The 23,687-nt window shown below is 37.8% G+C and carries 16 protein-coding genes; 15 read left to right on the plus strand and 1 reads right to left on the minus strand.

Translation table 11 applies throughout. The features are described 5' to 3' along the window. The first annotated feature begins 7 nt into the window (after positions 1-7). The 7 genes from FFJ24_RS05710 to FFJ24_RS25985 all read left to right on the plus strand — a co-directional run bounded on the left by FFJ24_RS05710 (position 8) and on the right by FFJ24_RS25985 (position 11,619). On the plus strand, positions 8-3,103 hold the full coding sequence (locus FFJ24_RS05710) for an efflux RND transporter permease subunit (RefSeq protein ID WP_138823377.1): 3,096 nt from the start codon (positions 8-10) through the stop codon (positions 3,101-3,103). A 4-nt stretch (positions 3,104-3,107) separates the two neighbouring features. Next, positions 3,108-4,601 (plus strand): TolC family protein, encoded by a 1,494-nt coding sequence (locus FFJ24_RS05715; RefSeq protein WP_210419467.1) that lies wholly within the window; start codon positions 3,108-3,110, stop codon positions 4,599-4,601. Continuing rightward, positions 4,577-7,777 carry an efflux RND transporter permease subunit gene (locus tag FFJ24_RS05720; RefSeq protein WP_138823379.1) on the plus strand — a complete coding sequence of 1,067 codons (3,201 nt, stop codon included), beginning with the start codon at positions 4,577-4,579 and terminating at the stop codon, positions 7,775-7,777. The genes FFJ24_RS05715 and FFJ24_RS05720 overlap by 25 nt, the downstream gene beginning before the upstream one ends. A gap of 43 nt (positions 7,778-7,820) precedes the next feature. Further along, complete coding sequence (locus tag FFJ24_RS05725; protein ID WP_138823381.1) at positions 7,821-8,204, plus strand: GtrA family protein; 384 nt, start codon at positions 7,821-7,823, stop codon at positions 8,202-8,204. 115 nt (positions 8,205-8,319) lie between these two features. After that, positions 8,320-9,891, plus strand: a complete 1,572-nt coding sequence (locus FFJ24_RS05730) for a hypothetical protein (RefSeq protein ID WP_138823383.1) — start codon at positions 8,320-8,322, stop codon at positions 9,889-9,891. An 830-nt stretch (positions 9,892-10,721) separates the two neighbouring features. Next, positions 10,722-11,333, plus strand: a complete 612-nt coding sequence (locus FFJ24_RS05740) for a class I SAM-dependent methyltransferase (RefSeq protein ID WP_138823385.1) — start codon at positions 10,722-10,724, stop codon at positions 11,331-11,333. Between the two features lie 115 nt (positions 11,334-11,448). Beyond that, entirely contained in the window at positions 11,449-11,619 is a 171-nt protein-coding gene (locus FFJ24_RS25985) for a hypothetical protein (RefSeq protein WP_168202395.1), read from the plus strand. A gap of 402 nt (positions 11,620-12,021) precedes the next feature. Here the strand turns inward: FFJ24_RS25985 and FFJ24_RS05745 are convergent, their stop codons facing one another. Beyond that, positions 12,022-12,315, minus strand: a complete 294-nt coding sequence (locus FFJ24_RS05745) for a hypothetical protein (protein WP_138823387.1) — start codon at positions 12,313-12,315, stop codon at positions 12,022-12,024. Between the two features lie 452 nt (positions 12,316-12,767). Between FFJ24_RS05745 and FFJ24_RS05750 the strand changes: the two genes are divergently transcribed. The 8 genes from FFJ24_RS05750 to FFJ24_RS05780 all read left to right on the plus strand — a co-directional run bounded on the left by FFJ24_RS05750 (position 12,768) and on the right by FFJ24_RS05780 (position 23,031). Next, positions 12,768-14,351 (plus strand): cysteine peptidase family C39 domain-containing protein, encoded by a 1,584-nt coding sequence (locus tag FFJ24_RS05750; RefSeq protein WP_138823389.1) that lies wholly within the window; start codon positions 12,768-12,770, stop codon positions 14,349-14,351. A gap of 17 nt (positions 14,352-14,368) precedes the next feature. Next, positions 14,369-15,001 carry a glycosyltransferase family 32 protein gene (locus FFJ24_RS05755; protein ID WP_138823391.1) on the plus strand — a complete coding sequence of 211 codons (633 nt, stop codon included), beginning with the start codon at positions 14,369-14,371 and terminating at the stop codon, positions 14,999-15,001. A 645-nt stretch (positions 15,002-15,646) separates the two neighbouring features. Further along, positions 15,647-16,750: a TlpA family protein disulfide reductase gene (locus FFJ24_RS05760; RefSeq protein WP_138823395.1), complete on the plus strand. Its 1,104-nt coding sequence runs from the start codon at positions 15,647-15,649 to the stop codon at positions 16,748-16,750. A 175-nt stretch (positions 16,751-16,925) separates the two neighbouring features. Then, positions 16,926-17,687: a cysteine peptidase family C39 domain-containing protein gene (locus tag FFJ24_RS26730; protein WP_371716959.1), complete on the plus strand. Its 762-nt coding sequence runs from the start codon at positions 16,926-16,928 to the stop codon at positions 17,685-17,687. After that, positions 17,684-19,087 carry a peptidase domain-containing ABC transporter gene (locus FFJ24_RS26735; RefSeq protein ID WP_371716960.1) on the plus strand — a complete coding sequence of 468 codons (1,404 nt, stop codon included), beginning with the start codon at positions 17,684-17,686 and terminating at the stop codon, positions 19,085-19,087. Before FFJ24_RS26730 ends, FFJ24_RS26735 begins: the two co-directional genes overlap by 4 nt. Positions 19,088-19,091: 4 nt before the next feature. Next, entirely contained in the window at positions 19,092-20,396 is a 1,305-nt protein-coding gene (locus FFJ24_RS05770) for an HlyD family efflux transporter periplasmic adaptor subunit (RefSeq protein WP_138823398.1), read from the plus strand. 85 nt (positions 20,397-20,481) lie between these two features. Further along, positions 20,482-21,585 carry a hypothetical protein gene (locus FFJ24_RS05775; RefSeq protein WP_138823400.1) on the plus strand — a complete coding sequence of 368 codons (1,104 nt, stop codon included), beginning with the start codon at positions 20,482-20,484 and terminating at the stop codon, positions 21,583-21,585. A gap of 222 nt (positions 21,586-21,807) precedes the next feature. Continuing rightward, positions 21,808-23,031 (plus strand): hypothetical protein, encoded by a 1,224-nt coding sequence (locus FFJ24_RS05780; RefSeq protein ID WP_138823402.1) that lies wholly within the window; start codon positions 21,808-21,810, stop codon positions 23,029-23,031. The last annotated feature ends 656 nt before the right edge of the window (positions 23,032-23,687 follow it).

Consider the following 23,687-nt stretch of genomic DNA (forward strand, 5'->3'; position numbering starts at 1 on the left):
TGCAGATATGATCAAACGACTACTTGGAAAGCCAATATCTGTCCTGGTTTTCTTTCTGACCTGTGTGATTCTGGGTTTTATAGCTTATAACAGGCTTCCGGTCTCTTTATTGCCAGACATTCCAATTCCTCAGATTACTGTCCAGCTTCAGAAGGATGGTTCATCGGCGAGAGAGCTCGAAAACACGGCGGTCAAGCCAATCCGGCAATATCTGCAGCAGTTGTCCGGCCTGCAGGATATCCGCTCCGAGACACAGGACGGTCTTGGGTTTATACGATTGAAGTTTAATCATGGTACCAATACTGATCTGGCCTTCATTGAGGTGAATGAAAAAATTGATCTGGCAATGAATTCGCTGCCACGTGATATGGCAAGGCCAAGGGTTGTCAAAGCAAGTGCTTCCGATCTACCGGTTTTTTATTTGAACTTGTCCCTAAAAAGTGATGTTCCCTATACGTCCGGCAACGATGAAAAGTTTTTGGAACTTTCTGAAGTGGCCGAGAACGTGGTCAAACGTCATATCGAACAGCTGCCTGAAGTTGCGCTTGCAGATATTACCGGTCTGATGCAGAAACACATTAAGATTATGCTCAAGGGTAATATGGGGCCGAGTTCTATTACCACAGAAGATATTGAATTTGCCTTGAATTCAAATAATATTGAAACTGAAAACATGTCGGTTGTGGATGGAAGTTATCTATACAACGTAAAACTTACCTCTCAACTGAGAACAGTGGAAGATATTCTGAACATCCTATTTGAAAAGGATAGCAAAGTGATCAGGCTCGGAGACATTGCGGAGGTTAAAGTGGCCCAGCAAAATGACATTGGACGCTCGCTGGTCAATGGGAAAAGGGCAATCACTATCGGCATTATCAAGCAGTCGGAAGAAACGATCGAAGATCTGAAACTTGCAGTAAACAAAATCTTGGTCAATCTGAAATCCAATCATGATGAGATTGATTTTACTTTGAACCGAAATCAAACCGAATTGCTGGATTATACGATTTCCAACCTCCAAAACGATTTGATTGCAGGTTTTATTCTTGTTTCTATAGTAGCATTGATCTTTCTGGGAAACTTCAAATCACCATTTGTCATTGCGGTTTGTACAATTTCCGCTTTCCTTACCACATTTATCGTTTTTTTTCTCTGCAAACAATCTTTGAATATCATCACGGTATCAGGACTGATCCTTGCCCTTGGGAATATGATAGATAGTTCGATTGTGGTGACAGATATTATTGCCCAATATAGGAACGAAGGTTATAGCCTGGATGAAAGCTGTGAGAAAGGGACAAAAGAAGTCATTGTGCCTATATTGAGTTCAACCCTGACAACGATATCCGTCTTTGTGCCATTGGTCTTTATGAGTGGAATAGCAGGTGCAATTTTTTACGCTGAGGCCTTTGCAGTTACTGTCGGCATGATCATATCCTATTTTACAGGCATCATACTCTTGCCGGTGGCATATAAAATGCTGTATAAATATGAGTTTCGTGAAAACGCGCTGTCAAACAGGTTGACTCAGCTCCATCTTAAGCTTGACAATATTATTTTCCCAATTTATGATAAGGGCATTGAGGTTGTCTTCAGGAACCAAAAAAAAAGCGTTTTGATTTTAGTCCTTTCCATTCCGCTGTGTATCCTGCTATTTGTTTTTATGCCAAAGTCGATGATGCCCAAGCTGGACCATGTAGAGACACTGACGAAGATCGATTGGAATGAAAATATATCAATAGATGAAAATAATACCAGGACATTCCGACTGGTCAAAAATGTCGGGCAACACGTAACCGAACACTCAGCCTATCTCGGGCATCAGCAATATTTGTTGGAAAAAAACAATGAGTTAAGTAGGAACGAAACAGAGATCTATTTCAGGACAGGAAGCCCTAAGCAGTTATCCCGTCTCGAACAACAAACATATAGATGGCTCAAAACAAATTACCCACGAGCAGCCATCACTTTCTCACCTCCTGATAATGTATTTCAGAGAATATTCGACACAGAAGGAGCTGATCTCATTCTGGAACTCAGTTCAAAAAATCAGGAAAACATCCCTAAAGTTGAGGATGTAAAACACCTGGATACTATTCTTCCTTCCATTACCGGAAGAACTGCAGAGCCCGTTTCTTTCGATCAGCAATATGAATTGATATTGAATAGTGAAAAGCTACTGCTCTATGGCGTTAGCCAGCATGATGTCTATAACGCGTTGAAAATTGCTTTGCAGGATAATCAGGTTGCGGTACTGCGATCGTTTGACCAGTATCTTCCGATAGTAATTTCAGGTAAACAACAGTCCATTGATAAACTCTTATCCGATACACATGTGAAAAGCGTTTATTCTTCCAATGGAAAATCGGATCTGATTCCGGTTAGAACACTACTGGGGCTGAGGCTCGCTGAAGATCTGAAAATCATCGTTGCCGGCAAGTCTGGTGAACATATCCCTTTTAAATATAACCACATCAATCAACCTGAGGAATTCATGGAGCGCGTGAAAGCGAAATTTGGGAAAACCAGCCCTTTTAACCTGAAGTTCGCAGGTGATTACTTTTATAATAAGTCAATGATCAATCAATTATCGGTAGTATTGTTTATTTCAATACTCCTGATGTACCTCATATTGGTTGCACAGTTCCAGAGTTTCCTTCAGCCGTTGATTTTGTTAATGGAGGTGCCTATTGACATTGCCTTTGCACTGGGGATTTTATGGATTACCGGAAACAGCTTGAATTTGATGAGCGCAATCGGCATCATTGTAGTAATCGGGGTCATAGTCAACGATTCAGTTTTGAAAATCGATCTGATAAATGAACTTAGAGCTTCCAACAAAAGCCACTCATTACGACATATCATCCACGTTGCGGGAGTTAGGCGACTCAGAGCGATCATCATGACTTCACTGACATCCATTTTAGCAATGGTACCTATAATATTTGCGTTTGATCTGGGCTCAGAGTTACAGAAGCCCCTGGCTATTGCAATGATCAGTACAATGTCGGTCGGAACGGTAGTGAGTATTTTCCTGATCCCATTACTTTATTGGCTGGCATATCATAAAGAAACAAGCGATGCGATTGAAAATCATGAATAAACCGGTGAAAATTTTATATCTCTTAATTGTCCTGCAAAGTGTGTTTTTCTCAGACACAAGCTTCGCTCAGGAGAAAGTTATCAGGCTCGACCTGCAAAAAACAGTTCAGATCGCTTCAGATAGCTCATTGGCAACCTTTCGCGCAAAAAACGGTTATATGGCATCTTATTGGGAATATCAAAGTTTCAAAGCTGACAGACTCCCGTCATTATCCCTCAACATGACACCCATCGCCTACAACCGGGACTATGTCAGAAGGTATGATTCAGGCCTGAACATTGATGTTTATAGAAGACAACAGGCGCTTTATAGCTTCGGGAATCTCGCCGTGAAACAAAATTTGGATGTAACAGGGGGTACTTTTTTTATAGATTCGGAACTTGGGTATCTAAGGAATTTTGGAGCCTTTGCCGCAAATCAATATACAAGCGTTCCCATCAGAATCGGCTACAGGCAAGACTTATTTGGTTATAACCCGTACAAATGGGAGAAAAAGTTAGCTCCCCAGAAATTCGAAAGGGCAAAAAAAGCATTATTACAGGATATCCAGCAGATTGCTGAAACTGCGGCAGAATACTTTTTTACGCTCGCGATGGCGAATGCAGAGTATTCACTTGCAAAAGAAATATTGAATAACTCGGATACGCTTTTCAAAATCGGGAGTGAAAGGTTTAAGATTGCTGCAATAGGCAAATCAGATTTATTAACACTGAAGCTGGATCTAGTAAATGCCAGGAATAATCTTCAGACCGCAGAGATCAACCACAAAAGAAGCATGTTTGCTTTGGCAACATATTTAAATCTGGAAAAAAATACCAAGATCGAGGTCGTCCTTCCGGATATGCCTACCTTAAAAATAATTGATGTGAACCAGGCAGTCCAGTTGGCAAAGAGAAATAATGTTACCTATCTGCAGTCTGAACAGCAGGTTGTGGAGGCCGAGCAGAACGTAAATAAAGCCAAGATAGAATCCAATTTTAATTTAGGGATATCGGCGAGCCTGGGGTTTAACCAGGTTTCCGAAACTTTTAACAAAGCTTACCGCAATCCACAACAGCAAAGTATTATATCCCTCAATCTGAGCGTACCCATAGTTGATTGGGGAGTGAGAAAAGGTAGGTATAACATGGCCAGAAATAATTTGAACATATCAAAAATAAATGCGAGGGAAAGTGAAATCCGTTTGGAAGAAGACGTCACAATGACGATTAACGATCTAAATATCCAGCGTACCTTGATTGAAACCAGTAGTGAGGCGATGGAGCTGTCCAAAACCGTATATGAGCAGACACGTGAAAGGTTCATCATTGGGAAGGTGGACTTAAACAATCTGGTCCTGGCAGGCAACCGTCGTCAGGAGACTCAACGGAACTACATTTTGTCTATAAAAAATTATTGGCAGAGTTATTTTAGGATAAGGAAATTTACCTTGTTCGACTATGATTCTAACCGCGAACTTATGGAGGCCTTCGAATGGAAAAAAGCGGTAAAAAATTAGATCATTCCTTGAAAACATCCAGCATATCGCCATTTGCGAAAATGATTTTCTTTTTGTGTTCTTCACTGATAGGAATCTGTTTAGGTTATTTGCTGCCGTTGAACATTGATTCGGCCAATAGCCTCCCGGCAATAGAGATTGATTTTAACATGCCGGGTAATGCTGCAAGGGTTGTAGAAGCCGAAGCAACTTCCAAACTGGAATCAATGCTTTCACGGATTAAAGGTATCCGAAATCTTTATTCGACATCTGGAAACGGCTGGGGAAAGGTGACGATTGAGTTTGACAGGTATACGAGAATGGATCTGGCCAGATTTGAAACGTCTAACATTATCAGACAGACCTGGCCGCGCTTACCCAGGGAAGTCTCGTACCCGGAAATATACTTAAAAAAGAGCAACGTATCTTCTTCCAGACCTTTTTTAAGTTACACCATTAACGCTGATTTGTCGAATCATGACATACAGAAATTTGCAGAACGAAATTATAAAGAGGCTTTTAAGGATTTAGAAGGACTGGAAAGCGTCGATATCGGAGGGGCGCTGCCTATGGAATGGCGACTGGAATATAATTACAATAAGTTGCAAAGTTATGGCATTTCCGTTTGGGACATCCAAAGGGCAATCCAGGAAACATATCAAACAAAATTTATTGGGACTGGAGAAATTTCCGGGAATGCATCTTACGGCAACCTAATGAGAACCAGCTTAAAGTCTGACCAAAACGAATCAATATTTGATGCCGCTAAGTTGATGGTGTCGAATAACAATGGATCACTCATTCAGCTGGATAAACTGGTAGAGGTTAAACATTCTGAAAAAAAGCCGTCCAAATACTACCGTGTAAACGGTCTTAACTCGATATACATTGCTTTTACCGCCAAAGAGTCGTCCAATCAGCTCAAACTTGGTGAACGCATAAAATATAGGATGTCCGGTTTGAATAAAACCCTGCCAGCTGGCTATCAAGTGCATGTCAGGTATGACACAACCACTTTTGTAACTTCCCAATTAAAAGAGATAGCTTTACGAAGCGCAATTTCGTTTGCTTTGTTGCTTATCCTGATTTTCGTTTATTGGCGGAATGTAGGTCTGGTCTTAATGATAGTAGCCAGCTTGTTTATCAGCATTCTGAGCGCATTTTCAGCATATTATGTTCTCGGAATTAATATCCAGGCATATTCATTGGGCGCTATCGGGATTTCATTTGCACTCATCGCGGACAATATACATTCCACTTATTACTATCTTCTAAAAAATAATAACAGATCGGTCCTTTCTACACTTTCTTCGATAAGTTTCTCCAGCTGTGGTGTGTTTACCATCATGGTGCTACTTGATAAGCCTGATCATTTGAATATTCAAGAGTTTTTAATGGTGATCACCATCAATATCATGGTTTCCTGGTTTGTAGCATTATTTTTCATTCCTTCAATCATTGATTATTTTAAGGTGGGCCCGATACAATCAACGGGTGGACGAAACATATTTTTAAGAAAGCCGGTCCGAAAATTTCTTTACGACAGCTATTCTTTCTGGTTGAGGTTTATTCTTGCGAGACGAAAGATAGTTGTATCTGTTCTAATACTCGTCTTTGGACTCCCTGTATACCTATTACCGGAGAATCTTGATTCCGAATCTCGTTTTGGGACTAAATACAATGAATTGGTCAAAACTGATTTTTACAGGGAGAGTTTAAGACCGGCTTTGAATAAGGCCCTTGGGGGGGTATCACGTCTTTTTTATCAATACGTAGTGCAGACCAGTCATCCCGTTCCGATCGGTGAGACCGTGCTGAAGATAACTGCTTCCATGCCAAGTGGTACCCAGCTTTCACAGATGAACGAATTGGTTTTAAAAATGGAAAGTTTCGTCAGTCAATTTGACGAAGTCAGATTGTTCCAGACAAATGTATACGGCACGCAAAAAGCGGGGATTGAAATTTTCTTTAAAGACCCTTCGATCTCCGGCAGTGCTCTTTCTCAGATAAAAGATAAGATAATCACTAAGGCAATAGAATTGGGCGGGGGAAGCTGGGGTGTGTTCGGAGGTGAGGATCAGAGTTTCAATAATGAGTTTAGGGAAAAAGCGGGACAGTTCAAAGTTAAGCTTTATGGATTTAATTATGATGAACTATCGTTTTGGGCAAATAAACTCAGTGATCAGCTATCGAGTCATAAAAGAGTCGGTGAGGTTTTTATCAGCTCAAACTTTTCGGAATATAAGGATGACTATGAGGAATTTCTGCTCAACATCGACAATGAGCATTCTGCTGTGTACGGGTTATCTCCATATGCCATATATAACTCGGTCCGACCTGCACTTTCCGAGGTGATGTTTGTCACCTCAATTAAAGCTGGGGATGGCAGGGAAGATCTTTTCCTTTGCAATTCCCAGCTTTCGAAGGTTGATCTTTGGGGTTTGGTCAATATCAACCATTCCGCTGGCTCCAGTATGTACAAATTGGATGAGGTGGCAAAAATAGAAAAAAAACAAGCACCAAGACAGATCGAAAAGGAAAATCAGCAATATAGATTAACGTTACAGTTCAATTATATAGGATGGAGCGAACGGGGAAATGAGGTGTTGGAGCGTGAGATAGATACGTTAAAGCGCCATTTGCCATTGGGATACTCAGTTTTTAAAGAAGATCAGCACTTCAATTGGGACATGTATTCGGATAATCAATTTCTGACGATTGGATTAATAGCAGTTGTTATATTCTTTTTTAATGCGATTCTTTTAAATTCCGTTAAACAGGCATTTGCGGTTGTGGCGATGATCCCTATTTCTTTCATTGGCTTCTTCCTTCTTTTTTATTGGTTGCGGATCAACTTCGATCAAGGCGGACATATGGCCATGCTAATCTTATCAGCAATAAGCTCTAACAGTAGCATTCATATCATAGCGTCATATAACAATATTCGCCGGAAGCATTATAAAATGAATGGCTCCGAAGCCTTCCTGGAGGCCTGCATTTCTAAAATGCCTGCTATTGCGATCACAATTTTTGCAATGATTACCGCATTGGTTCCATTTATGATCTTTTCGCATAATGAAACATTTTGGTACGCACTTTCTGTGGGAATTATTGGAGGCCTATTGACCTCGTTTATAGGGACGATGGGCATATTGCCCATATTGATCTTGAAAAAAGTGAAAAAAAATGCTGATTGATCAGTATTAATAATTCGATAAAAACGATATAAAACCAGAACAAATGTTAGAAACCTTCTTTAAATTAATCAGATTTGGAATTGTGGGACTCATTGGAACAGCGGTCGATTTCGGTGTTACTTTCATCGTGAAAGAAAAATTGGGTATAAACAAGTATGTGGCAAATACTTTCGGCTTTATCTTGGCAGTTGTGAATAATTACTTTCTGAATAAATATTGGACATTCAATAATGTTTACGGCAATTCTTTTATCCAGTTTTTGATATTTTGTACAATCAGCATCGTGGGTTTACTTATCAATTTGGGGGTGATTTATGTATTTAACACGAGTAAAAAATACCCCTTTTATGTAACAAAAGTGATCGGGGTAGCCATTGTAGCGCTTTGGAACTTCAGCATGAACTTTTTCCTGACATTCCATACTTGACACGATCCTTTAATCTAAAAAATGATTTTACAGTTTCTGTCAAGCAGGAAGTGATTTGCAGGGCTTCAATGGTGAAGTCTTTATCGTAAGTACTTGTGATATAATATACTACTATATGCATCAGATTAACTCATCTAAACCGAATACAGTAAGTTACAGGTTCAACATTTTTATCGTAAAGCATGCGACTTTGATATCAGTTATACTTCTTGGTTATTTTATCTGGTGGTGGGTTTATAAAATTGACTTATTGCCTGGACTCCATGCGGATGAAGCGTGGTTTGGTCTGGAGGCAATTAAAATTAAGAAAACAGGCGTGACCTCTTTGACGGGCATGACCGCTTATACCGGCATTTTACAGCAACTTATCAATGCGGTTAGTTTTAGAATATTCGGTATAGGGGTAATTCAATTGAGAATCACAACAGTATTTTTCAATTTAGTGGGCCTTGGCATTATTTATCAAGTATTATACAGCGTCAGAAGGGTATCATCAGTTGTGTTGTTGTTAATGCTAGCCCAAAGTGTCTTGTTTATTACGGCTAGCCGGATTGCATGGGAGGTGAACACATTTCACTTGTTTTTCTTCTCAATTTCATTTTTGAGCATCATGCGAATGATTAGAGAAGGTGAACAACGCACCGTTTGGCAACATGCATTTTTAATTGCAAATATGCTGGGAGCATATAACCATATTATATTCTCCAGTCTGGTGTTAAGTTTGTTCCTCGGATTGTTGTTCTACACCACGGTTTCCAAGGACAGGGCATACATGAGAATCATTTTTCTATGTATCTGCAGCATTTTTAACACGGCCATATTGCTTTGCGCTTTCAAGTATATACCAAATGTAATCGGTAAAGCCGATCCACTCATGCTACTCGGATGCATGATAATTTTGATTACTTATCAGGTACGAATAATCCAAAATATGGAGTTGAAAAGGTTAGTGCTGAAAACGACAGCGCTGAAATATTTTGTCGCTTCCTTTGGAATGTTTGGTCTATTGCTATTTTTGATACATCATGGGCTGGCATTTTTTCAATTTATTTCCAATTTGAAAACTTTCGAGAGCATATATGGTTTAGCTCCTAATGCTTTGTTTGAATTCAGTTATTCAATTTGTGCAATTGTTTTCATTATCTATCTTCTTGATTCACTCTTCCGCCACCTGAAAAAAAGGAGTATCCTATCGCCATTTGCATCAGTGGTCATATTTTATTTCGTAGTTTTTACGTTCTACACAACTGCAAATTCATTGAGATATTATATCTTAATATATTTTCTCTGTACAACATACCTTTCTTTAGAAGTAGGTAAGCTCCGACGAGTTCATTATCCTTTATTATTGACAGTCTTGACAATGATTTTGATGAATAGTTATTTATTGATTAGAATTTATAGCCGGTCTAAGGATCAGGTTGCTGCAGTTACTGTATCAATTGGTAATAACCAGAAAGAAAATTCAGGACACTTTCTTCCAAACAAACCGCTTATTGATTTTCTAAAGGAAAATAAGGTAAGTAAAATAAAGACAATTACTAACGATTACTTCATTCAACTGCCTGTGACATTCTACGAGCAGGCATCGCCCTGGAACAAAGTCGAAAACAATCACGCAGTAATCGACTATAATTCAAATCCAAATTCCAATGGTTTCGATATGGTTCTTGTTAAATTGCCCTAAGTGTAACACTCTGCATACCTTTAAAGGTTTATTTCGGCCAGCAAGTTTAACTTCAATGAAACCGAAAAGTAGATAGCTGATTATGCTCGCAAATACTTTTGAACAAATGTGTATTTGAGGACGGACTATTGTAAAAGGGTAGTGAACTTCTATGTTTCTTATGGGGCACCCTATGCTAATGATGTAGTTTTTGTTTCTAGTAAGATGTATCTATTGTGCTGTTTCTTTTTAAGAGTACCTCTCGCGCATCATTTTGGTTTACTTTACATTATGAGTAAAGCCAGAAACGAAGAGGAGAGCGAGAATATACAGGAAGTTCTGAAGTTGGTTGGAGCACGAATTCGTTCCCTTAGGGAAGCTAAAGGGGAACGGAATTATGAGAATTTGCCTTTAAACATGATCTTAACCGTACGCAGCTTTGGCGCTATGAAAATGGGGAGGATTTGTATTTCTCGTCCTTACTCAAAGTACTCGCCGCATTGGACATCACGCTTGCAGAATTCTTCGGCGAAGGGTTCGATCAAGTTTCTAAGTAACGGCTTCGTACTAAAACAGGAATTCAAAAAGTTAGTGAATCTGTAAATCTTGTTTGTTTAATTTCACCTTTGCATTCGGCAAGTCTGGTCCTACATATCTTGGGCTAACAATAACAATAGGCTGTTCATAGATATGCCATCATAAATCTTCCGGCGATAGTAGCTGAAACGAAATTAAGCCACTAAGTAAACACGACAATCGAATGGCTGATGCAAGAAAATTGGTTGTAACGAGTTTGTTTTTTTGGCAGCAGTGTTCCTGCTGGACTATTTGTAATTATCTTTGCATCAGAGATGAAAAGCGAGCATATACGGGAAACCTTCGGAAACATTGATATTTATTTATTCGACCAGCTATTAAAAGGCACTTATGATGGGTGCGAAACAGTTTTGGATGCTGGATGTGGTACGGGAAGAAACCTGCTTTACTTTTTAAGAAGTGGTGCACAGGTTTATGGGGTAGATCAAAATCCTGAAGCTATAGTACAGCTTAAAAATCTGGCCAGTGCCTTTCCCCATATCAATCCGGAAGAAAATTTCAGTATAGGGCCTGTAGAACACTTACCATTTGAAAATGAAAGTTTTGATCTGGTCATCAGTTCTGCTGTACTCCATTTTGCAGAAAACCAGGAACATTTTGAAGCGATGTTAAGCTCCATGTGGCGCGTACTTAAACCCGGTGGATATTTCTTCTGTCGACTGGCCTCAGAAATCGGTATTGAATCACTAGTCCGTTTTATCGGAAATGGCAGGTATATTCTTCCGGACGGATCAGAACGATTCTTGGTTAACCAGGAAATGCTGGTCAGGCTCACCAAAAAACTTGGGGGACAACTTCACGAGCCCATCAAGACGACCAATGTACAGAACATGAGGGCCATGACCACCTGGTGTGTGCGGAAATAACATTCGATTTAAAAAGTTTAGCATAGCGTATATCAGATGTATGCCCAGGCGCTAAAACAATTCGTAAAGCTGTGGGGGCAAATAGTGGAGGCCTCACCAAGGCAATTAAGGTGGCATGAGAGCTGTCGGAATAAATATTACAAGGAGAAGGAATAATCTTGTAAAAAAGGGCGCTAAGGCAGTTATTAAATTTGTCGGTGCCACAGGATTTACTGCAGTGGAGTCTGGGATTAAAGCAACAACTGGTCCAACCAAGGACAAGATTAAAGAAAAAACAAATCAATAAATGAAAAAGTATTGTTTTTATTTCATTGTGTTAGTCCTTATTGGAATATTTACCTATAAATTTATATACAGGAAAGTTGAGGGACAGTTGTTGGGCAAGGGCTGTCCTGAAGTCACTGCAGTCATCATTGATGAAAAGATTTTTTTTGGTAATAGTCCAGTCTCTCAGGATTTCTCTTATTCTTACTCCTTTACAATAGATGGTAAGACTTACGAAGGAGATTCATACGACATGAAATTTAAAGTTGGAGATACGATTCGTGTAAGGTATGTTAAATCTTTTCCTACAATGAACGAGCCCGTTCTACAATGATAACAGCGACCCTAGGGGTGAACTGAAGGGAGTACTTTCATATCAGCCGGGTTTCGGTAAGAAAGATTCAAGAGATGGATTGAATATGTATTATCTGATTATATAGGCCAATCCGAACCGGGTAGTGTTTTGTGTTGTTGAAAATTGTTGGGCGCTGAATAATCTGGAGGTCTCAAACAATAGTTTTTTGTATGCGATTGCTAATCCGGCAGTGAAATACTGTTGATCACTTCCGTTATGGTATCCTCCCCGGATGGTCAATGCTTTAAGGAAAAATAGTTCTATGCCTGTTGAAACGGCATATCCTGCGCTGCCGGATCCTGGTATTAAGAGCTTACTGATATCTGAACTCAGGGCTATGCTTCTTTCATACAAATATCCCATATTTTGAATTTTGGCTACTTTCCACTTTCGGGAAACAGGTAAGTTTCTCAAAATTGTGAGCAGGTGGTAGCGGAATTGAAATGTTATATCCCTGGTTTATAAAGGACCTAAATTTTTAGAGGCTACCAGGTTTTACCACAGCATTAAAGTTAAACTTCCAAATCCTATAAGGATTGCTGAATTGCAAAAAAAAATGGCAGGACCACGATGAGTTTTCTCCAGCAGGAGGGGGTTATAAATTTTCAGTGACATCTAGAGTATAAGAATGAAAACTCTGAATAAGAAATATTGATCATTTGCCATCATTTTACAATTATCGTTAGCCTACCAATAATTCGACCTATCTACGATGCTGTCATTATGGTTTCGTTATGTTTATATTAGGCTTTTGTTAAGTAAATCTTATATTTCAGTTGCGTAAGTTTGAGTATTCAATCTTAACCTCTCACCATATGAAATTCTTAGACAATAGACAGTCTAATTCGGAAACAGTCCTAAGCTCGCTTTTAAAAAGGCTTAAAGTTAATGTTACCCCTTCAACCAGTAAAGAATGTCTTAATAAACACCCCAACTTTCCAAGCCTTCTTGCAATATCAGACTGTCTAAATGAGTGGGGCATCAATAATGAAGCTTACCAAGTTGATAAAACCAGCTATGCTGCAGATATATTACCTATTCCGTTTATTGCGCATTTACCAGTAAATAAGGGAAGATTTATATTAATCAGTAAGATAGAAAATGGGTACATTCATTATACTGATGAAAAAAATAAACACAGTCGCTTTGAGGAACAAGAGTTTCTGAAATTATGGGACGGAGTTATTCTCAGCGCAGAAGTGCAAACCGAAAGCGGGGAAAACAAGTATAAACAGGTTTTACTACAAAATACGCTAAGAAGATTGCTGTTCCCTGTGGCAACAATTGTATTTTTTATTTTATTGGGATCAATTATGTCTTCCCAAGAGCTAAACTGGTTACACCTTTTATTGATCTTCATTAAATTAGGCGGGGTTGCAGTAAGCGTTTTGCTTTTGATCCACAGTATTAACGCGAACAATCCTCTGGTTCAGAATCTTTGCGGACTTGCGGGAAAAAATGATTGTAATACCATCCTAAAAAGTAAAGCTTCGAAAATCACGGATTGGTTATCTTGGAGTGAAGTAGGATTCTTTTATTTCGCTGGGACTTTACTGTTAATAATTACGGTTTCCTCATCATTGGTCATACTTGCCTGGTTGAATCTATTGGCGCTGCCTTATACCGTGTATTCCTTTAGCTATCAATTTAGAAATAGAAACTGGTGTACATTATGTTGCATGGTCCAAATTCTGTTGATAACAGAGGCTCTCTGTTTTGCAATTTCTCCTATAAAATATTTTGACTTTTCCATAGAGGATTTGATGCTCACAAATGTATTTCTCTGTTTTGCATTACCTATAATTATATGGGCTTTCTTGAAACCATTTTTCTTACAGGCAGCTCAGGTGCTCCCTTTAAAACAGCAGCTAAAAAAGTTTAAATTTAATAGTGACCTGTTTAAACAGGCGCTAAAGAATCAACCACGATATGCGGTAGATAATGACTTGATGCCAATAGTTTTAGGTAACCCAGATGCTGAAACAATTATCACAATGGTCAGTAACCCCTATTGTGGCCCGTGCGGTAATGCTCACCAGACTTTGAGTGAATGGATGAAAACTAGAAAGGATCTTCAATTTAAGTTCTTATTTACTACTGCAGACGACGATGATGATGCTAGAACTCAGGTTGCGAGGCATGCTACTGCCCTTAGTCAGCTAAGAGACAAGTCAATCGTAGAAAATGCTCTTGAAGATTGGTATCATCCTAGCACGAAATACGAAGACTGGATATTGAAGTATCCGGTAGATTTAAATAAAACAGTTGAAGATGCCACTGCAAGACAAAAGAAATGGTGTGAACTTGCTGAAATAGAATTTACTCCGACAATTCTGATAAATGGCTTCAAATTACCTGATCCGTATCGACTAGAGGATATCAAATATCTGATAGACTAATCTAAACACTCAAATTAATGCTCCCAAAAATTATCCACCACATCGTTGGCCCAAAGCAGAATAAAGTTGTCAGACAGTGTCTCAAATCATGGAGAATGCTTAAAACTTATGGTTATGAAATCAAAATTTGGAACGATGAGTCTATTTTAATATTCGTACGGGAAAATTATCCCTTTGCACTGCAACCGATATTAGAGGCTCGAAATCATGCCGAAGTAGCCGATATTGCCAGATACCTAATCATCTACCATTATGGGGGGCACTATTACGACTGGGATATACAGCTCCTTGATATCCCGCTCTTCCTAGGCTTAAGCGAAAAAAATCGAGATGGATACCTTTTAGAAGATCCTATTGACGGTAGCATTGCATCAGAAGCATTCTGTGCGAAAAAAAATGAATCATACCTTTATAATGTAGTTGAAGATATTACGGAGATATATGATAAAGGGATCCGCGATAGTTTACAGACCTTTAGCTATTCTGGGCCATACCGTATGAGGGATACGCTGCAAAAAAACAAAAATTCTTCTCAGAGTGTAATTCCTGTAAAAGACGTTTTTCTCTATGACTACCGGGAAATAAAAGAAATGCCGAATCGCATTGATTCCAAGCCAATGATCCATTATTGGCTGCACTCATGGCTTTAGATTTTCAATTTGATTTTTTTGAAACCTGTATTCCTCCAGACTTGGTTCTCAACAGATAATAGTTATAAAAGAAAGGATTTGCAAAATAATTAACAGAATCATTCATTTTAATTTCTTCTTTTTGAAATAACAGAACAACCGAACCAATAGTGAACGGAAGTCCAAGGGATAGCCCGAAACGGTTAGTAGGCCCACCTAAACGGCAAATCAATCTAATTAATTATCTAATAAAAAAAAACATGAGAAAGCTTTCAATAAATACAATGCAGATTTTTAGCCGTGAAGAGTTAAAGAAAATAAGAGGCGGTGATGATTTTGGCTACGGAGGTGGATCTGGAGGTGGCTGTAAGACCTCACCATGCTCATGGACAAATGCATATGGAGTAACAGAGAATGGAACGTGTGGTGCGAAAGGGACAGGCAACCCTCCTTATGGTACAATTACCGTGGAGTGTTTCTGCAATACGACTTCCCATACCTCACCTACGCCAGTGGGGAGTAACGGGGGGGTGAGCAAGTGTGCTAACTAATCAGTAAATACTATGATGGGCAATCTGCCTTCCGAAAACCAGAATAAGCTATTGCACTACTTATGTAGATGATTAGGACTGCAGATTGCTTATCATTTAATTTTGAAAAACCAGTATGAAAGTATCTCCATCAATGCTATTTTTTTTCCTTCTTTTCATAGCATGCAAGAAAAAATCGGACAACGACGCCATAATTAGTGGAAAAAGGCTGAGTCAAGGTATTAAAAGGGTTTATCTTACCACGGCAGCTGAATGGTCAGTTTTTTTGGATTCCGCAGAATGCATAAACGGCAATTTTGAACTAAAATATAAGCCTTCGTCGAAATTCGAGCCTTTTCTAGCAAGCATCTGTTATCTTGATTCTGCTAATAGAATTACACAGCTTTACGTCAGAAATGAGTTCTTGATAAAAAAAACTGGAAAAAATTCTGCGAACGGGGCATTCATGTTAGATTATGGAACTTCCGAAGTCTCATATGTTGAACGCAAAAACGGATCAGATCTTGTGGACATGACAGGGGGTAAAGAAAATGGGCTGTTTAAGCAGTATGAGTGGCAGAACTTTGGTTATGTTGGTTCAGAAAGAGATTTAATCAGATACACAAACAACAGAAAGCTTGTTAAACAAAACTCCGATTCTTACTATTTTCTTTATAAAATCTCTGAGAATAGGGAAAAGTACAGCAGAGTTCAGTTGGAGGAGATTTTTAGAGATTTCGATGAAGCTTTGCAGGAATCAGTTAGTGGCTCATATTTAAAGGAATATATAAAAAATATGCCCGAGCCTAACGAGGTGCCTGCTGATCTCTCAGCTTATTCTAACAGTAAAAGCATTAAGGTCGGAATAAACAAAACAGCTAACCTAAATATGCTGGTTTTCTGGGCCAGCTGGTGTGGTCCCTGTAGAATGGAAATCCCAGAATTAAAAAAAATCAGAAAGCTCATAAACAACAAGGATTTTTTTTTGGCCAGTATATCGATAGACAAAAACCCACTATTCTGGGAGAGAGCTTTGACGGAAGAAAACATGAGCTGGCCACAGTTTATAATCCCAGAAAGAGACTTAAATAAAGTGATGGCAAGATTCAGGTTTTCATCTATTCCTCTGATAGTTTTTACTGATAAAAGCGGTCGGGAAATTAAACGGTTTAGTGGCTACAAAGCCAATCAAACGACAGAATATATCAGTTTCATTAAAGACCATTTATTGTCAGAATAATATGCTAAAATGATTTTAATAGATTTTTCACTATAACCTCTACTTCTTCATCATTTCGATGGCTACCTCAACAAAAATGATTTTTCTTTGAAAATAATACAACGAACAGTTATCAATGTCCTTCCAATTATATAGACAGCCAGATCAAATGGATTGCGGCCCGACCTGCCTGCGCATGATAGCAAAACATCATGGCAAAAGCTTCAGTTTACAGAAACTCCGTGAAATTTCAGGTATCAGCCGAGACGGCGTTTCACTTTTAGGTATAAGTGAAGCTGCCGAAAAGATTGGTTTTAGGACATTAGGCGCATCTTTCTCTCTTAAACAGCTGTCGGAAATTGATTTGCCAGTTATTTTGCACTGGAATCAAAATCATTTTGTGGTACTTTACAAAATAAGCTCCGGGAGTGGAGTTTTTTCTGATAAAAATACTGGGAGATCGACATATCATATTGCAGACCCAGCAAGGGGTATGATCAGCTATAGCGAAAAGGAATTTAAAAAACATTGGCTGAGTACGGTTGTACAGGCAGAAGATGTAGGTGTAGCTTTAACTCTTGAAACTACGCCTAACTTTCATTCGCAGATATCAGATACCGAAAATGGTTTAAGCTTAACCTATATTTTGGGTTATCTGCGCAATTATAAACAACTGATACTACAACTGTTTCTTGCATTGGGGATTGGTAGTATGTTACAGAGTATTCTCCCATTTTTGACACAGAGTATTGTGGATACGGGCATCAATACGCGCAACTTGAATTTTGTATTTATTATCCTTATTGCCCAGACAATGCTGCTTATCGGCCGGATGAGTGTAGAATTTATTCGAAGCTGGATACTTTTGCACATCAGTACAAGAATTAACATATCGATACTCACTGACTTTATAATTAAGCTTCTAAATCTACCAATGGGGTTTTTCGATTCTAAATGACGGGAGACATTATGCAACGGATGAGCGATCAGGGAAGGATTCAAAACTTTTTAACCGGTTCGACTCTAAGTATTCTATTTTCGATGTTCAATCTAATAGTTTTTTCCTTTATTTTAACATGGTATGATACCAGTCTGTTTTATATTTTTGCAATAAGCAGCGTTATTTATTCAGTCTGGATTATTCTATTTCTGAATAAGCGCCGCGCCCTAGATGTTAAACGTTTCGACATATCCTCCAAAAATCAAAGCGCAGTCATGCAATTGATCGGTGGTATACAGGAAATTAAATTAAACAATTGCGAGCAGCAAAAGCGTTGGGAATGGGAAGGCATTCAGGCGAGCTTATTTCGTTTTAGCGTCAAAAGCCTGTCATTGTCGCAAATTGAGCAAACCGGTGCATTCTTTATCAATGAAAGTAAAAATATCGTTATTACGTTTATTGTTGCGAAATCGGTTATCGAAGGACAGTTGACACTAGGGGGGATGATGGCAATTCAGTATATAGTAGGTCAGCTTAACAGCCCTATAGAACAGATGTTAGGTTTTCTGCAGCAGCTTCAAGACGCAAAATTAAGTCTTGAGAGATTAAATGAGATACATAAGCTAGATGATGAGGAACCTTCGGGAAAAGTATTTCAAAGAGAGCTTCCATCAGATAAAACCCTCATGCTGAAAGAACTATCATTTACTTATCCTGGGGCCGGTAATGAGCCGGTGCTGTTAAATGTCAACTTGAGAATTCCAGAAGGTAAAACTACAGCAATAGTTGGAATGAGTGGGAGTGGTAAAACGACAATTCTAAAACTATTGTTGCGTTTTTACGAACCTCAGCGAGGCGAATTGAGGGTGGGCCAGATGAATTTAGATCAGATAGGCTTTAGGTTTTGGAGGGGGCAATGTGGAAGTGTTATGCAGGATGGCTTTATTTTTTCAGATAGCATTACCAGGAATATTGCTGTGGGAGATGAGCATCCAAATATCCGAAAGCTAAAACATGCAATCAAAATGGCAAACATTGAAGATTTTATCGACAGTCTCCCTCTTGGTCTCAATACAAAGATCGGACAGGAAGGAAATGGCATAAGCCAGGGCCAGAAGCAGCGAATTTTAATCGCGAGGGCAGTTTATAAAGATCCTGAATATATATTCTTTGATGAAGCAACCAACTCTTTAGACGCTAATAACGAAAAGGCAATAATGGAGAATCTAGAAAAATTTTTTCAGGGTCGAACAGTCGTAGTTGTAGCCCATCGCTTGAGTACGGTCAAAAATGCCGACAATATTGTGGTACTTGATAAGGGCAAAATAATTGAAGAAGGAACACATGAAATTTTGACGCAAAAAAAAGGGTCGTATTATAACTTGGTTAAAAATCAACTGGAACTTGGTAATTCGTAAAGAAATGATAGAATCAGATGTAGCTGAAAATGCAGACAGTTTTTTATATAACAAGGAAATCAGAAGCGAGGAGATTCGGGAAATCATAACAGCCGTGCCAAATTGGATTCTCCGATGGGGAATTACGCTTTTATTCGGAATCCTTGGTTTTATATTTATAGGATCTGCCTTTATTGAGTATCCAGACATCGTAAAGGTCAGTCTTAAAGTGAACAGTCTCAATTCTCCCAAACCGGTCTTAGCTAAGCAGAATGGCAAACTGGCAACTCTTCTTGTACATGAAGGGCAAATGGTGAAACAGGATGAGGCTTTAGCATACTTTGAAACCATTAGCGCGCCAGTTGATGTAATGAAGCTTAGCAAACTGCTTCAGGATATACAGAATAGACTCTTAACACAACAGAACAAACTGGCCGAGCTGCCTACTAATTTAAATCTAGGGGAGCTTCAGGCCGCTTATCAAAGCTTTTATCAACAATACTTACAATATAAATCAACTCAAAATAATGGTTATTATCTTAAAAGAATAGCCTTTCTCCAAAACGATCTCCGGGATATAAGTGCTTTGAGGCAACAAATTTTAAAACAAAAATCTGTACAGTTAAAAGAATACGCTAATCAAGAATTAGAATACAAAGCATATCAAAAACTATATAAAAGTAATGTTATTTCACGTAGTGAGTTTGCACAACAAGAGAACAGATACCTCTCATCAAAATATCCTTTACAACAGACCGAAACCTCTATTTTATATAATTCAGGAAGCTACAGCACTAAAGAAAAAGAGCTTTTAGACTTGAAGCATACCATAAATGATGAGAGAGAAAAATTTGCTCAATCATTACAACAATGTATCTCAGAAACCAATAGTTGGATATTTAAGTATATTATAAGAGCTCCGGTTTCTGGCAAATTAAGTTTCGCAGGCATCATTCAGCAAAATCAGAATGTTTTAATAAATCAGGAATTATTTGTTATAAATCCGGGCAATAGTGATTTTTTTGGTGAAGTACAGATCCCACAGTACAATATGGGGAAAATCGAGAATGGGGAAAGAGCGTTGGTGAAACTTCGAAGTTACCCATTTGAACAATATGGCGTGATCAGAGGTAGACTGTCGCGCATTTCAGATGTGGCTTATCGCGACAGTATTTTTATTGCAAAAATAACTTTTGATCAAGTTGAAAATAAGGATCAAAACCGAAAAATTGTACTGAAAAATGGCATGCAAGGTGTGGCGGAAATCATAACCGAGGAGAGTTCTCTTCTAAAACGTTTTTTTAGAAATATAACAAAAATTATAAAGTGAACTCATTGAAAGTAATGCATTGAAAAAAATAGCAAGAATATATAGTATTTAGAACAGAACCCATAATCTTTAGATAACAAAGGCAATGACTAGCTTAGAAAACCCCATTATCTTAAAAAACTACTTTATTAGTGAAGACGATCTTTTATCCATTAAATCAAAACTTCAAATCTTCTTGCAGGATCAGGAATATTTTGATGGACAGAAGATTGGAAAAGGGAAAGGAATTGTAATAAGTGCTGGAGGAATTAGATATTTTACATCGGCCTATATCCTTATCAAAATGCTAAGAAATTCTGGGTGCGTGTTACCAGTTGAAGTTTGGTACTATAACAAGGAACTTTCCTTTAAAATGATTGAGGCACTCAAAAATCTTGATGTGGATTGTATGGATATGCGGGAATTCGTAGACGGTAGTCCTCATGGATTCCTCATGAAGCCGTTATCCATATTATATAGTAAATTTAGGGAAGTTTTATTCCTTGATGCAGATAATGTATGCACATCTGATCCTTCTTATCTATTTGACGATCCAAATTATCTGCAAAACGGTTGCATCTTCTGGCCTGATTTCTGGAAAACCAGTCAAGAAAACCCTATTTGGAAAATCTTGGAATTAGACTATTGCAATGAATGGGAACAGGAAAGTGGCCAACTTTTAATTAACAAAGAAAAGTGCTGGAAAGAGCTACAATTGGCAGCGTATTTCAATATTAATGCCAATGATTATTACCGATTTATTTATGGGGATAAGGATACGTTCAGATTTGCGTGGATGGCCATGGGAAAAAGTTTTTATATGATAAAAAAACCTGTATCGTCATGCGGTTATAATGATTTGCAAACTGGAAAATTTTCAGGAGTGACAATGGCTCAACATGATTCTGATGGGAGAATTATATTTCTTCACAGAAATCTTTTAAAATGGGATATAACCCATGAATCAGAATATGTTTGGAAAATAATTAAAGGATATAGTACCACCGCAAAAAAGTTGGGATGTTCTTTGAACCCAAACCCCAATCATCACAGTTCCATCGATCTTCATGGAGACACCGAGCTAATCCATTTTGACGATGTAATGCATGGTTTCGAAGATAGATGCCTCAAGGAATTGAGGACATTACGAATGATGAATTTTTATCAAGACGAACTTATCCTAGCTCATATAGCTCAACATAGATATTAACCTTAAATATTAATCATCAAGCTGGTAGATTTCTATTTTCATATTTTAACATTAATGCTTTTGCGAAAGGCTAAAAAGACCATTAATATCTACCAGAGGATTACTGTTTTTTACAATATTGTGTCAATTAGGGCGGACATGCGATTTCTGTTTCGTGTTAATGAAATTGACTTATCAAAGGCAATGCGCCTTTTATGAAACTAATTAACAACAAAATTTTTTATGAAGATTTCACCAATACCGTTTTGGTTTCCTAGTTGCAAAGATGAAGATCAAAGAGATTTGGCCCTTTTGTTAACTCAGAATATTTATAGATTAATAATTCCAGACAAAGAGAGCAGTTTAATATCCTTTTGTAAAAATGGACTTGTAGGAATTGGTAATGATGAAGAAAAAAAACACTGGGATATTATACGATATGGCGAGAGATCTTATTTAGAGATTTATTCCTCCACGTCCAGATTATATTCTTTGGTGTGCAATTCAAATAAATGGGAAGGTTACTCAATGAATAATGCAGAGGACGCAGTTATATTAGTTCCATTAAAAGAGAGTCAAAAATATTATGCGTTCGCATTTAAAATGAATGGCAACGGGATTATCTCAAACTATAATTGCATTCATGTTCAGTTATCAGGACAATTAGGTAATTGTTTAAGAAATATCTCAACAATTAAAATCTTGGCAGATAGTTTAGGTTATAACTGGGATATAGATTTAAGTAAAAGTAATTCTCCAAATGCGACGATTCAGGTAATAGAAAAATTGTTCCCAGACAAGATCAAATATTATCCAGAAGGAACTTATATAGATTTCAGTGAATTAAAGCTAATGACTTTCTTCGATATCTATGGAACAAATAGTCATCCGATTGTTGAAGCGATAATTGATCGCTTTCCAGCATTTGAGTTTGGTGCCAAGCATATATATTCAGCCAGACCTTCAACAATGTCAAATGAGATCTATTTAAAAAATAAATTACAGTTTTATGCCGAAATTGACTGGCCTATCGAGATTTTACGAGAAGTCGAAGAATTTATTAGATCTCACTGTTCAGGAGATTTATCAAATTTTATTGGAATTCACATCAGACATACGGATAATTTTCAAGATTATTTGAAAACTACATTAAAACTTAACACATCGTTGGAAATTTTTATCGAAAAGCTAAGGAGCTTAGGCAATGAGTCTATCTTAATATGCACGGATAATCCAGAAGTTAGAAAGCGTATTGAATCTGAATTCCCAGATTTAAGAATTGTTTTTCCTACTACGGTCGATTCACTATATCAACCACTCTTTGAGATGTATCTTTTGTCTCAGACTAAATATATTATCGGAAGCTATTCATCTACTTTTTCATATGAGGCATCCTTTATTAAAGGTAATAACCTAGAATTATATACAGGAGGGAATTGGATTCGTTACAATATCTGTCAGCGATAAATCTAATGATGTTAAATGCGCAAATAGATTTATTATTATCATTAAACAAAGTTTATTTGATAAATTCATTGGTTTTATTTATTTTTAAATAAGTCAATTACAGTCAAATAGTTGCAAAATATAAGTGAGCATTTGGTGAGCCTATTTTGTTGTTGAGGTTTAAAGTATTGATATTCAAGCAAATGAGATTAGGTTCCGAGTCCCACCTGGACAAACTGAATAAATGTCGGGGTTTCCAGCAACTACCACCATTCATCTTCTTTTAAGATTTCCTTGGCCAAAAGATAAAAGCAATTACAATAGCCAAATCCCTATTGTTCCACTTGTTTGTAAGAGATATTCTTTCATAATTCTTCGTTTTAGGTAATGCTAGTAGAGCATTCTGTAAATAAACAGGTGTAAAATCAGTTGTTAACTTATCAGTTGAAGCATCGGTATTTTGATGCGGATAATGGATGATTGCTTTGTTATAAATGCAGTGATATCGTTATCCGTCAATTTCCTGAAGCTTTCACGAAAATCATCTTTAATGTTGGTTGTCTTCTTCAGCCACGGTAAAAGAATTGAATTTAAATATATTGATTAAAGTACTGATCACCAAGTATGTCACTTAAAAGTTAGGAATCGGTAGGGCTTTTCATAAGCCTTTTAATCAA

The organism is Pedobacter sp. KBS0701 (genome assembly GCF_005938645.2).
In the GTDB taxonomy this organism is placed as follows: Bacteria; Bacteroidota; Bacteroidia; order Sphingobacteriales; family Sphingobacteriaceae; genus Pedobacter.